A 12,335-nucleotide genomic window follows, 5' to 3' on the forward strand; every position below is an offset into this window, starting at 1 on the left:
TACCGGGGGCGACGGGCGACGTCAGACGCTCCGTGGCGGTCCTCGCCGCCCAGGTCCGCGACGCGCGCACCGCCCGGGTGCGGCTCCGGCTCGGCCATAACACCTTCCCTGTTGGATCTGCGTGTTGAAGCGGATCGACCAAGGGGGGTGCCTGGGTGCCGCAGGTCCGGAGCGGGGCGTAGGAACGGTCGCGCATGAGCCAACTACCCCCTTCGCCTTCAGGTGACGTCAAAGGTCAGGCGGGGCCCCGCGCACCGCCGGCAGACATCTGGCCAAGTGGGCAGAGGCAACAGCGTCGGTCACGGAACTCATCTTCGATGGCTGCTCCTCTGTGCGGCATGGCCGACTGCGCGCCAGATGCCCTCCGCCCTTTCAGCACACAGCCACGCTGTCGAGCCCGTGCGGCGGCCGGGCCGGGCTCCTTCTCATTCGGGTAAGGATGACGTCCGGGCTCGTTTACTGGAACAGTACATTCCGTGCATGGGTGAATACGGAACATTTCGGCTCGTTCGCCTCTCCTCGTGGGCCTCGACGAAAGGGCACAGGCATGTCTTCGGCTATGCGCAAGACGACGAAAACTCCGGTGGTACGGCGGCTGGCCTTCGCTGCCGTCGCACTGGGCAGCTGCCTGGCGCTCGCCGGCCCGGCGGGAAGCGCCGGCGCGGCGCCTGCCGACCCCGTACCGACCGTCTTTTTCGGCGACTCGTACACCGCCAACTACGGCATCGCCCCCTTCAACCAGGACGGCGACAGAACCCTCTGTTTCCAGGCGAAGGAGAACTATCCCACCGTCGCCACCCGGCGCCTCGCGGACAAGGGCATCCTGCTCAAGGTCCAGTCGGATGTCTCCTGCGGAGGCGCACTCATTCATCACTTCTGGCAGGAGCAGCAGCTGCCGCTCACCGGTCACAGGCTCCCGCCAGCCGGCCGCCAGGTGCCGTGAGTTCTTCGAGTCCGATGACGGAAAGGAGTGGCTGGACGGTCAGTTCGAGCGGGTCGGATGGGATCTGGAGGAACTGCTCGAACGCATCCGGTATTTCTCCCCCGACGCGAAGCCCGTCCTGGTCGGCTACCCCAGGCTCGTGTCAGCGGACAGCGCGAAGTGCCTGGCGCCGGCGCCCGGTCAAGCGGAGCTGCCGCTCGCCGACATCCCGCGGGACGCCATGCCATTCCTGGACCAGATCCAGAAGAGGCTGGACGACACGATGAAGAAGGCCGTCGCGGACGCCGGAGCCGACTTCGTCGATCTCCATGCCCATACCGGCAGCAACACGGCGTGCGACGGCGCCAACCGGGGCATCGGCGGCCTGCTGGAGAACTCCCAGATCGGTGGCGACGGCCAGTGGCTCCCCTGGTACGCGCACCCCAATGAGAGGGGCCGCGACATCCAGGCCATGCAGGTGGCCGACAAGATCGAGCAGATCCTCAACCGGTAAAGAGGCACGCGACCCCTCCGCTGCGTTCGACGGTGTTGCGCTGCTTGTGTGCTTTGGCGCCGGCGCCGGCGCCGGGCGGCAGGCCCGAGGAAGGTTGACCGGGCCGCGCTTGCGCGTGGCGGATCGATCAGGTCGGAGAAGAGATCGATGACACATGGACTGTCGAGGTGGGAGCTGTGACGCAGATCGACAGGAGGACCGTATTGCGACAGGCAGGCGTTGCTGCCGGGCTTGCGGCCGTGGGAACCGTGTCCGCGGGTGCGGTCCCCGCCGCTGGGACGCCGCTGCGCTCAGGCGTGTCGGCTCCCGCGTACCCCACACCTCACGAAGCGCTGACCCTGCTCAAGGAGGGCAATGACCGGTTCGTCGCCGGTGAGATGACCCACCCCAACCAGGATCCGGCGCGTCGCAAAGAAGTGGCCGCCGGACAGGAGCCGTTCGCGGTGGTCTTCAGCTGTATCGATTCCCGTGTGCCGCCGGAGATCGTCTTCGACCGGGGCCTGGGCGACCTGTTCGTCATCCGCACCGGGGCGCAGGACTACGACTGCCTGATCGAAGGCAGCGTCGAGTACGGCCCCGTACTCGACCACACGCCCCTTCTCGTGGTGATGGGCCACCAGCGCTGTGGCGCGGTGACGGCCGCCGTCAACGCCCTGGAGTCCGGCACAACCCCTGCACCGAACCTCGACGCCGTCGTGCAGTCGCTCAGCCTCGCCTACGCCGTGGCCAAGAAGACCGGCGCCGACGATCTCGTCGAAGCCACAGTACGTGCGCAGATCCGGCTCACAGCCCGTGCACTGCGCCGCGACCCGGCTCTGAGACCCAACATCGCCCGGGGCATGTTGACGGTCGTAGGCGCCTACTACTCCCTCGAAACCGGTGAGGTCAGCTGGCAGCCCTGAGCTCTTCACGGCATTCGTGTCGGGCTCGACGGCAGTCAGCAGCGTCGAGTAGAGCTTTCCGGGCCTGCGTGCCAGACCGTGCGCGTGTAGAGCACCAGATGCAGCAGCGAGTTGTCTCTGTAGCCGAGGATCGACCATGGTCTGGCCGCCGTCGTGCGCGATGATCGCGCGCATCTCAGGATCACGCAGCATGGCATTGAACTCCCTGGCGGTCTGCGTCGGCGTAGCCGCGCTCCACCAAAGGTGCCGCCTGCTGCGAGGGGCGGTGCCTGACGCACGCGGAATCCCATCCGACCTTGAGCACGGCGACCGCCTGCGACCGCCCGGCCTGGTCAACGGCCTGCGCCGGGACGGGCACACCGTCGTGGTGGGCCTGTCCGGCTCCAGGAACACTGGCCAAGACGAGGGGCGGACGTCCGGAGTGGAAGCGTGGCAAAAGGGACAGGTGTGGCCGGGGCGACTTCGATCTCCTCCACACCCGTACCCTGCACAGGTAGCCGGGTTTCGGGATGGCCCGCACCGGTGGTGTGATGCCGCTCCGGCGTGCCGCGCCCCATGGAAGATCACCGCTGCTCTGATCCGGAGAGGCTGTACCGGGGGAGAGAGCAGCCAGTCCTCGGGCGACGAGTCGTTCGGGGAGAGCTGTTCGAGTACCTCGGCGGCCGCCGGACGGATGTCCGGGTCATGGTTGAGGTACCGGGTGATGATGCCGACGAAGCGGGACGGCAACAGGCTGAGGGCGGTTTCCAGGGAGTCGCCGTCCGTGAGCGGCCTGGCTCCGGCGGCGTGGCACAGCACCATGCCGAAGGCGTAGAGGTCCGTGGCGCGTGTGGTCGATGCGCCGGTGAGCTGTTTCGGGGCGAGGAAACCCTGTGTGCCGTCGACGTGGTTGGTACGGGTGAGTGCGGTGCTGTCGAGGGCTCGGGCGATGCCGAAGTCGATGACGCGAGGACCTGTGCTGGAGATGATGGTGTTGCTGGGTCTGAGGTCGCGGTGGATGATGCCGCAGGCATGGGTGCGCTTGAGGGCGTCGGCGACGCCGACGGCGAGGGTGCGCAGGGTTCTTGTGGGCAGGGCGCCCTGTTGTCTGAGAACGTCGTGCAGTGACGGGCCGGGGATGTACTCGGTGGCCGGCCAGGGCGGATCGCCGTGGGCGTCGGCAATCGACCACGGGCGCGGTGTGGAATCCGCCGACAAGGCGATCGGCCTCGATCTCGCGAGTGAACCGTTCCCGGAATGTAGGGTCCGCAGCGAACTCCGGCCGGATGACTTTGACCGCGACCATGCGCTGCCCGGGGGACCGGCGGAGATAGACGGTCCCCATCCCCCCTTGGCCCAGCAGAGCCGTCATCCGCCACCTGAGCCGTGGCGCGCGGTGGGCCAGGCTCCGCGCGAGCGGCCTGCCAAGGCGCCCGGACTGCAAGCCCTTGGCGGCCTGCCGAGCGAGGAACAGAAGAGAAGGGGTGTACCCCGGTCACCCGACCGGGGCACACCCTGCGCACGAGAGGTGCGGCCTCTCAGGACTCCTGCCGCGGCTCCGGTTCGTCCAGAACGATCCCCCAGGAGTCGTCGGCGCCGATCCGCACGGTGAGTTCCTGCGTGCGGCGCGGCCCGGTGAAGTGGAGGACCACGTCCTGGCGCACGGAGCCCTCGTCGAGGAAGTCGGCGGTCACCTCGGACCGGGCCGCCTTGCCGTAGGCCTTGATCCAGGCCTTGGCCGCCGGACCCACGTCGCCGGGTTCGGTGTGCAGGGCGGCGAGGCCGTCGGCGTCTCCGTCGGCGAGGCGCCAGACGACCTTCTGGACGGTTTCGAGGCTGCCGGTGCTGGGGCGGCCCGTGACGCGCAGGGGACGGTGGTTGGTGTAGTCCGTCTGGTAGTCCAGGTGGCCGTCGTCGGAGCAGGCGGTCAGGGCGGCACCCAGGGCGAGGGCGAGGGCGACAGCCCGGATATGGCTCGGTTTCACGGTCAGTTCCTCGCCTTCGGGCGCAAGATGATCACGCGCTCGATGTAGTTGGCCTTGTGGCGGTAGCGGGCGATGGCGGCGCTCAGCGTGGTCTTGCTCACGCCGCCGTGCTGGCGCAGTTGGATCTCACGGCCGTTGTTGCCGACGACGACCGCGGCATGGTTGTACACCTTCTCCTTCTTCCACTTGAACATGACGATGTCGCCGGGCCGGGCGCCCTTCTGCGACACCGACGGCGCGCCCCTGTACTTGGTCATGTGCCGGCGGAAGTTCTCGGCGCCCGACCAGGTGTAGCTCTTGTTCTTGATCGTGCCGAACAGGTAGTACTGCTGCCACCAGGCGCGGTCGTGCTTGCGGCCGCCGGAGCGGGTCTTCATCTTGCCGCCGTGGTAGAGGGCCTTGGACACGAAGTTGGTGCAGTCCTGCCCGTACTCCCACTTGGTGTTGATGTTCTTCGAGGCCCACGCGGCGGTCCCGGAGCCGGACACCGCCGCGGCACGCAGGGCCACGGGGGACGCGGCGGACCGCTCCTCGACCGGGAAGCCGTCGGCGTCCAAGGCGATGGGTTCGTCCGGGACCTCGTCGGCGCTCTGGGCGTCGGGTGGGGCCACGTCCAAGCCGTTCCAGGCAGAGGGTGCCTCGGTCAGCACGGTCTCGGCGGCCGGGGCGTCGGTCGCCAGGTGCAGGATGGGGGCGCCACCGTTGCTGCTGAACGTGAACCGCTGCTCCTGGAGCCCCTCGTCCGGCTCGGCGGCACCATCCTGCTTCAACTGGGCCGACTCGGCGACCGCCGCCCGCAGAAAGACGGTTCCGTCGGCGTCCGTGCCGACCAGGACGTCGGAAAGCCTCGCCGAGGCGTCGGTGTAGGTACGGCCATGCCGGGCAAGGAGCTCGCGGGATTCGACCAGGGCGGGCGCCTGGGCGTTCAGCAGGTCCGCGAAGGACGCCCCGCGGGAGCCGGCGGCGAGTGCCGCGGCGGCGGTCGGGTGCCGGCCGGTGAGGATGCCGGCGCGAGCGTCAAGGTACTGCTGGACGATCTCCCGGTAGGAGGTGGCGCCGCCGGGGACGCCCGCTGTGGTCACCGGCTCGGCGGTGGCTTCGGGGCTGGTGCCGTGCCCGGTGCGGGCCTGGACGGAGACGCGGTAGGTGGTCTTGTCCGCGAGACCGGTGACGACGGCCCGGGGGGCGGTCGTGGTCACGCGGGCGGCCTCGGTGCCGTCCTGCCTGCGGACAACGACGGTGTACTCGGGCCCGTCACCGGCCGACCCGTCGTCCTGCGGCGGGTTCCAGGTGGCCAGCAGTCCGCCGTCACCGGAGGTGGCGCGGACGTCCTGCGGGCGGCCCGGGGCGGCCGAGGGGACGTAGTCGATCACCAGGCGGGGCCGCTGGGCGGCGTCCTGGGCCCGGGAGGAGTGGTACGCGACGGTCTCCCGTTCACCGGAGGGCAGCCGCAGCGCGAGGCCCTCGCCGCTCTCCTGCTCCAGCCAGGACTGGACGACCGGGGCGAGGTCCTGGTCGCCGGGCCGGGCGGCGTCGGCGAAGGGAGCCTCGTCGAGGAGGCCCGGGAGGTCCTTGCCGTGCTGCGGAGAAGACCAGGCGTCGAGCAACTCATAGATCTCGACCGGCCGTTCGGCGCTGCTCACGGGCGTGAGTTCGAGCCGGGCCCGGGCGATCCGCGCACCGGCAGGCACCTTGGTGAGGTCCGGTTTGATCCAGCCGATGTGGTCGGCGTCCAGTACAAGTCGGCCGTCCCGCGTGGCGGGAGCGTCCTCGTGCACAGGGGCGGTGGCGTCGTCCAGCGACGGGCCGGTCAGCGTCAGCGACTTGATATCGGGGGCTTTCGGGCCGGGCTTGTCGGACGCGGTGAACTCCTGCTCGTACGACCAGGCCGAGCAGCCGGCGTCGGTGCAGGCGCGCATTGCCCAGAGGTACGTCGTTCCGGATCGCAGCGCGCCTGCCGGGACCTGGGCGGCGGCGCGCCGGCCGCTGTCCACCCAGGCGTCGGGCACATGCACGCCGTCGAGTGGCTTGCCGTCCTCGTCGCGCAGGGAGAACTCGGCGCGGACACGGCCCTGTTCGGGGCTGGAAGCGACACCGGACAGCAGCGGGGCGAGGGTGTCAGTCGCACCCTGCTCCAGCGCCTGCGGCATGTCGGGCAGCCCGCCGGGCCGGCGGCCGGTCTGCACGGTGAAGGTGGTCCACTGCGACCATGCGGTGTTGTAGTGGCTGCCGTCGTAGGGGCTCGTGCGGAAGCGGTAGGTGGTGCCGTCGCTCAGCAGCCCGTCGGGCAGGGTGACGGCGGCGGGGCGGCCGGAGTCGACATAGGGCGAGACGAGATGGTTCCCGACGCGCTTGCCGGTGGCGGCCTCGACGATCTCGAAGGTGCCGTTGACCCGGTCGCCGTCCTTGTCGGAGAAGGTGTCACGCAGCGTCGGGGTCGTGGTGTCGACCTGCCAGGTGGCAGAGGCGTCCTTGACGAACGGCGGCCCGGCCTGCCGGTTGTTGCCGCTGCGCGGACGGAAGTTGTACGTCACGGACAGCTTCGGCGGGTTCGCGGTGGCGTTGGCCGAGTTGACGCGCTTCCAGGGGGCGACGGCAGACTCGTCGGCGGCCCGCAGGCCCATCGTGGCCTTGGGGGCCCTGGCGGAGGCCCAGGTCTGCACGAGACCGGTCACGTCGGCACCGATCCAGCCACCGGCACCGCAGGCCGGGTTGCCCTTGGTCTCGGTGGAGGTGGCGTACTTGTTCTGCATCGCGGGCTGGCTGGTCCAGCGGCTGGCGGTGGTCGCCGCGTCGGCCGACCAGACCTCCCAGGCCTGCGGCTTGCAGTCGGTGTTGGCCGAGTGGAAGTTCCACAGGCTCAGCTTGGCGTTGCTGACCAGGGCGTCCGCGACGGGGGCGGTGCCCCAGGTGATGAACGAACGGGCCGTACGGGGCGTTCCGTTGGCGTTCTTGGTCCCGGGATTGCCGAAGTCCAGCTCGGTGTCGGTGGACCAGTCGCGGGTCTCGCCCTGTTGGACGTAGGTGTCGAAGACGTTGCTCAGCGCCGAGGTGGACGGGTCCACGGTCACCGGGTAACGGGTCTTTGGGTCGGCGAGGAAGCCGGCGTCGGGCGTCACCACGAGATCGAAGGAGTCGTCACCCTTCTCCACGACATCCATGTCCACCGGCACCCTGCGGGTGTGCTCGCCCGACCGCTCGTCCACGGTCGCGTCCCACATCACCGGGGCCGGCATGACGGCACGCTCCTGGCCGGTGCGGCGGTCGGTGAACAGCACGCTGCCGTCGGTCTGCTGCTTGAGTTTCAGTCCCTCGGCCCGCAGCGGCAGGGTGTACCGGTAGGCACCCTCGCCGTCGAGCTGCCGGGGCCGCTTCTTGATCTCGACGTACTGCTCGAAACCGGTCCGGGTCGCCTCGACGACCACGTCGGCACCGGGCACGGCTTCGACGTACTCGGCCCGGTTGCCGTCCAGCAGGGGCTTGGGCAGCCCGCCCTTCCATTGGAGGGTGACCTGCTGCTTGCCCTCCCCGAGAGTGACCAGGTCACGGGGCTTGGCGGTACGGGTCCCGGCGAGCGAGTCGGCCGGCTCGCCACCCGGGCCGCCCAGGGTCAGCTCGGCGGGGTGCGCCTTGGGGGCGACGGAGCCGTCCGGCCGGACGGCCAGGTCGGTGTCCACGGCCACCCAGCGACCGTCCCGCTCGAACCGGACCGGACCGGCGGTTAGTTCCGTGGTCAGCGAACCGTCCGCGTGCACCCAGGTGGTGGAGGTCTCGGTCCGCTCGGACAACGCCTCGACGCGATCGCCGCCACGGCGGGCAGCGGCGAGGGCGGAGGGAACGTCGGGGGCCGTCGTGGCGTCCGGTACCGGACCGCTCTGCTGCGACGGCGTAGCGGCGTACGCCGGTGTCGCCGGCACCAGGACGGAGAGAAGAACCAGGCCGGCGACACCGGCCTTTGGTATGCGCATGTGCTTGTCAATTCTCTGGCCAATAGAAAGTAATGCAACCGTAAAGTCTAGGGTCTGGCGCGATCTTCAGGTGAAGGTCAATGACCGTTTCGTTGCCATGTATCCATAGATCTGACCTGCCGTCCCACAGGTGACATTGATCATCGATCATGCTGGAACGCTGAGCTTCGAGAATCCGTCCCTCTCCGGTCAGTCCCTCCCGGCCGAACCGCGCACCCGCTTCTCTCCGCGACCCGCTTGACATCCGGCAGGGCCTGGGAGCGCGGGATCGACGAATGACTCCGACGTCGACTCCACCGCCATCGCCGTCATGACTCTCGCCCAGGCGGACCGTGAGGCCTTGGATGCGGGCCAGATGGGAGCCGTCAGACAGCCGGTCCGTCGTCGGCAGACGCCGGCCGGTTGGAGGTGAGGCGAACGCGTCGGCGTCAAGGGCCATGCCCGCTACGTCCCCTGACCACCGCCACCCGCACGCACGGGAAAGTACCGCCATGAAACCGGAAGAGATCGTGGAACTGCGCACCATGTTCGTCTTCACCCCTCCTCAGGGCCAGAGCTGGGCACTGACCTTCGAGGGGCTGGAAGCACGGCTGCGCGAGCGCAATCCAGACACCTTCATCCGCCTTGACGACGGGGGAGACGAACCGGTCCGCGGGGCATCGATTATCTTCGGGATCACTCTCAAGGACGAGGACCTGGAAGGCCTGGCCAGCCTGGAAACCGAGGGCACGTCCGTACTGGACTGCTTGCCCACGTCGCGAAGGACCTGAGCATCCACGAAGAGGCCCTGCGGGGCTGGGTCCGCCAGGCCGAGGCCGACCGCGGCGGGCGCGATGAGCGGCTGACCAGCGCCGAGTAGGACGAGCTCAGTCAAGTCCGCGAGGAAGTAGCGGAGTTGAGGCGGGAGAACGAGATCCTCAAAGCCGCCTCGGTGTCTTTTGCCCAGAAGATCGCCCGTCCCCGGACGAGGCCGAGCAGGTGATGGACCACCTGCGTGACAAAGGTCTCGGGGCCGATCTCGTCTGCCGGGTGTTTCAGCTGTTGCCGTCGACGTACTTCGCCCGCAAGAAGCGGCCGAAGTCGGCCCGTCGGCTCCGTGACGAACAGCTGATGCCGCTGACCGAGGGGATCCACACGTAGTCGGGCGGCACCTATGGCGCCCGCAGGATCACCCGCGCACGAGAGATGGCCCTGCGGAGACGGCGGATCAAGAAGGGCTCCGGCCTCGTTCGTCACAGCGACCGCGGGTCGCAATACGTATCCCTTCGCTACACCGACCGGATCGCCCACATCGGCGCCTCCGCGTCCGTCGGCTCCGTCGCGGACTCGTACGACAACGCGCTGGCCGAGGCGCTGAACGGCACCTTCAAGGCCGAGCTGATCGAAATGCAGGGCCCCTGGACCGGCTTCGGCATTTTCCGCGCACGACGACTGGGTGATGCTCGGCGCTGGTGGCTGCGGAGCCGCGGCAGTGCGCGTGGAGGCGACTCGGGTGTGCTTCGACGTGCCGATAGCTGATGATCGTTTGGCGAGGCTTGCCTGGCGCAACCGTCGAGGCCGGACCCGCTGTTTGAAGCACGTGGTCGACGGCCGCCTCAAGCGCTCGGTCGGCCTCCAGTGCTTCTAGCGGCTGACCACCGAGTCGGCCGACGCGTCGGCGGAGGTCGTCAGCAACAACATCCCTTCACCCTGAGGGCTGCCACTGTTGGGCGGGAGGCCCGAGAAGCCCTCGTCATTCCGATCTTGAAGTGTGGCAGTCGCACGAGGTTCTCATTCAGGCGCGCGTCGCCGCGTGTGGGACGGGCCACGCCGACGGCTCAGCGTGCGGCGCGCCCAGGACGGAGCTCATCAGGGTCGACCGTCGTCAGCGCCACGGTCAGTGGCACGCCGGTGCGGGCCGCGGCGGCCAGCCGCTCGCGTACCTCGCGCGGCGTTCGAGGCCGCCAGCCGGGCCCGTCACAGCAGCCAGAGTGGAACGTGACACCCGCATTCAGCAGGGCGGTCAACGTCCGCCACCCAGCGGAGTCGCTCCGCCTCGGCACAGCGAGGTCCTGGCCCGCGTCGATCAACTCTCCACCGCAGCGCGGGCATCGGCTTGCCCACGTGCCGCGCTTCTTGAACGAAGAGCGACAGGGAAGGCACACGTAATGCCGGTTAGGGGTCCCTCCGCGAAAGCACATCGCATCAGTATGGCAAGGCCACTTCGCCTGTCCCAGCGATTATCGATGCGAAAGAGTCGGTATTCTGACTTACCATCAGGGTGGCTGCCCCTGCCTCAACGACCGCTGTCGTTTGCGTTGCGGTCCCACGCAACGTGGTGTGACCAGACCATGCCCAGCTGCTCCGACTTTGGATGCGTTCGGCGTCGAGGCGTTCGCGGGCGTAGATGACGGCGGCTTCCACGCCGCGTCGCCGATACCTGCTCCCCTACCTGTCGATGGACAGGCTCGACAGCGCCCCTCTCTCGACCCCCAAGTCGCCCTCCAGGCAGGATAATTGAGGATGTTTTCCGGTGGGATCGCGTTTTTCGGGTGATCCTGGGATCGGTTCGACCGAGGAGGAACTTTGCGTCAGACGATCATTGCCGTACTCACGACGGCCGCCCTGGCCGTCGCCGTCGCCCCTGCGGCGGCCGCCGGACCCGCCGCACGTCCGTCCCTGGAACCGCTGACCAGGCTGTCCGCCGAGCGGGTCCTCATCGCCGACCAGGTGGCCGCCGCCAAGTACCGCACGGGGCAGCCCATCGACGATCCCGCCCGCGAGCAGCAGGTACTCGACGATGTGGCCGCCCAGGCCAAGGCGCTCGGCACCGACCCGGATGAGGTGGTAGCCGTATTCCGGGACCAGATCGAGGCGAGCAAGATCGTCCAACGCGGGCTGTTCCACATCTGGGACGCGGATCCGTCGAAGGCGCCGACCAGCAGCCCCGATCTGTCAGTGATTCGCGCCGAGATCAACCGCGTCAGCGGCGAGCTCGTTCAGGCCGTCGCGGACACCGAGGCGCCCCGTACCAGCCCCCGGTGCGGAGGTCGGCTGCTGGCCGCGTACCGCAACACCGACCGTACGATGCGGCTGGACGTGCTCCACTCGATCGCGCTCGGACGTTCCCTGCCGCACGTGTGCGTGGCAAAATAGCTCCCTCACCAGTGCCGTCGGCGCGCCGGGGGAGCGGTCAATCGCGCAACGTCTGACCACGATTGAACGGGTGATGTTCGCTTTCACCCGTGCGCAGGGCGCCGATCCTCTTCGCAGCAGGGCATCTGCGTCTGCGCCCTCTGCCCGCACCGCACCGCCCGGATCCGCCCCCTCCCCGGGGCGGGCGCCCGTGCCTCGTCCGTGACCCCTGGCAGACGGTCTGGTCGCTCTCCCCGACGCGGTGGACGGGTCCGGCGCTCGCCGCGGTGTGATCGAGAAAGATGGCGAGACCGCGGCGACTGTACGTTCCGCATCCGGCCTCCCTGGCCCTGGAGCGCTGGGGTCTGGCCGGTGGATCAGGACTTCGGTGGCATCCAGGGGGTGAGGTCGTCGCGCCAGTCCTCGAAGTGTTCGAGGGCGACGCTCAGATGGGAGTTCGCTCGATACAGGGTGCCGACGATGTGGTGCGGGTCGACGGTCGGGAGCAGGGACTCGCCGTCCTCCTCGGAGGCGGCGACGGCTTCGGCCTCCCGGTCGGTGAGGTGGTCGTAAGGGTAGGTCACGGCCGGGCACGACCGGTCCGGGCTGGGGCAGGGAGTGTCGGGCGGCCACACCCAGACCGCGCCGTGGTGCCGTACGAGGACTTCGCCCACGTACCAGCCGACCGCGCACAGGAACGGCCCCCGTCGGTCCTCGTACTGCTCCTCCCAGGTGGCGTAGCGGTCGAGGACGAGGTGTTCGAGGCGGGGGAGGGAGTCGGGGGAGAAGTCCCAGGATCCGCCTGCCTGTTCGGCGAGGGCGGTGAAGTCGGCGCCGGCGGCGTCCAGCCAGGCGTTCAGATGTGGGTTGTCCTGGTAGGAGGGGTCGTCGATGGGGCGCATGCCCGGCACTCTACGGCTACCGGGGTGCGCCCGGTTGTGTCGATCCTGT

9 protein-coding genes and 3 pseudogenes are annotated in these 12,335 nt (G+C 69.0%); 7 read left to right on the forward strand and 5 right to left on the reverse strand.

Annotated elements, in window-relative coordinates:
• The first annotated feature begins 547 nt into the window (after nucleotides 1-547).
• From ACFC8N_RS34330 to ACFC8N_RS34340, 3 genes are all read left to right on the forward strand, one after another.
• On the forward strand, nucleotides 548-943 hold the full coding sequence (locus ACFC8N_RS34330; RefSeq protein WP_376292622.1) for a hypothetical protein: 396 nt from the start codon (nucleotides 548-550) through the stop codon (nucleotides 941-943).
• A gap of 139 nt (nucleotides 944-1,082) precedes the next feature.
• Complete coding sequence (locus ACFC8N_RS34335; RefSeq protein WP_376292624.1) at nucleotides 1,083-1,436, forward strand: hypothetical protein; 354 nt, start codon at nucleotides 1,083-1,085, stop codon at nucleotides 1,434-1,436.
• A gap of 239 nt (nucleotides 1,437-1,675) precedes the next feature.
• Complete coding sequence (locus tag ACFC8N_RS34340) at nucleotides 1,676-2,338, forward strand: carbonic anhydrase (protein WP_376292627.1); 663 nt, start codon at nucleotides 1,676-1,678, stop codon at nucleotides 2,336-2,338.
• Nucleotides 2,339-3,151: 813 nt separating this feature from the next.
• Here the strand turns inward: ACFC8N_RS34340 and ACFC8N_RS34345 are convergent.
• The 4 genes and pseudogenes from ACFC8N_RS34345 to ACFC8N_RS34360 all read right to left on the reverse strand — a co-directional run.
• Nucleotides 3,152-3,535: pseudogene (locus ACFC8N_RS34345) on the reverse strand (protein kinase); the annotation flags it as partial.
• A gap of 320 nt (nucleotides 3,536-3,855) precedes the next feature.
• Nucleotides 3,856-4,302 (reverse strand): hypothetical protein, encoded by a 447-nt coding sequence (locus ACFC8N_RS34350; RefSeq protein WP_376292629.1) that lies wholly within the window; start codon nucleotides 4,300-4,302, stop codon nucleotides 3,856-3,858.
• A gap of 2 nt (nucleotides 4,303-4,304) precedes the next feature.
• Nucleotides 4,305-6,452, reverse strand: a complete 2,148-nt coding sequence (locus ACFC8N_RS34355) for an amidase domain-containing protein (RefSeq protein ID WP_376292781.1) — start codon at nucleotides 6,450-6,452, stop codon at nucleotides 4,305-4,307.
• Between the two features lie 27 nt (nucleotides 6,453-6,479).
• A pseudogene (locus ACFC8N_RS34360) lies at nucleotides 6,480-8,270 on the reverse strand (DNRLRE domain-containing protein); the annotation flags it as partial.
• A 491-nt stretch (nucleotides 8,271-8,761) separates the two neighbouring features.
• On the opposite strand from ACFC8N_RS34360, the gene ACFC8N_RS34365 reads away from it, so the two are divergent.
• From ACFC8N_RS34365 to ACFC8N_RS34380, 4 genes and pseudogenes are all read left to right on the forward strand, one after another.
• Nucleotides 8,762-9,040 carry a hypothetical protein gene (locus ACFC8N_RS34365; RefSeq protein WP_376292631.1) on the forward strand — a complete coding sequence of 93 codons (279 nt, stop codon included), beginning with the start codon at nucleotides 8,762-8,764 and terminating at the stop codon, nucleotides 9,038-9,040.
• Between the two features lie 211 nt (nucleotides 9,041-9,251).
• A complete protein-coding gene (locus ACFC8N_RS34370; protein ID WP_376292633.1) occupies nucleotides 9,252-9,410 on the forward strand; it encodes a hypothetical protein in 159 nt (52 codons plus the stop codon).
• A 36-nt stretch (nucleotides 9,411-9,446) separates the two neighbouring features.
• Nucleotides 9,447-9,671 (forward strand): annotated as a pseudogene (locus ACFC8N_RS34375) (IS3 family transposase); the annotation flags it as partial.
• A gap of 1,164 nt (nucleotides 9,672-10,835) precedes the next feature.
• Nucleotides 10,836-11,405: a chorismate mutase gene (locus tag ACFC8N_RS34380; RefSeq protein WP_376292636.1), complete on the forward strand. Its 570-nt coding sequence runs from the start codon at nucleotides 10,836-10,838 to the stop codon at nucleotides 11,403-11,405.
• Nucleotides 11,406-11,761: 356 nt separating this feature from the next.
• Here ACFC8N_RS34380 and ACFC8N_RS34385 read toward each other — a convergent pair whose 3' ends face one another.
• A complete protein-coding gene (locus ACFC8N_RS34385) occupies nucleotides 11,762-12,286 on the reverse strand; it encodes a hypothetical protein (protein ID WP_376292639.1) in 525 nt (174 codons plus the stop codon).
• Nucleotides 12,287-12,335: the final 49 nt, after the last annotated feature.

This window comes from Streptomyces sp. NPDC055966 (assembly GCF_042269865.1).
In the GTDB taxonomy this organism is placed as follows: Bacteria; Actinomycetota; Actinomycetes; order Streptomycetales; family Streptomycetaceae; genus Streptomyces.

Excerpts from the sequence above, each read along its gene's own strand:
- ACFC8N_RS34385 (WP_376292639.1), bottom strand. The coding sequence starts at position 12,286 with ATGCGCCCCATCGACGACCCCTCCTACCAGGACAACCCACATCTGAAC.
- ACFC8N_RS34370 (WP_376292633.1), top strand. The coding sequence starts at position 9,252 with ATGGACCACCTGCGTGACAAAGGTCTCGGGGCCGATCTCGTCTGCCGG.
- ACFC8N_RS34330 (WP_376292622.1), top strand. The coding sequence starts at position 548 with ATGTCTTCGGCTATGCGCAAGACGACGAAAACTCCGGTGGTACGGCGG.
- ACFC8N_RS34355 (WP_376292781.1), bottom strand. The coding sequence starts at position 6,452 with ATGCCGCAGGCGCTGGAGCAGGGTGCGACTGACACCCTCGCCCCGCTG.
- ACFC8N_RS34365 (WP_376292631.1), top strand. The coding sequence starts at position 8,762 with ATGAAACCGGAAGAGATCGTGGAACTGCGCACCATGTTCGTCTTCACC.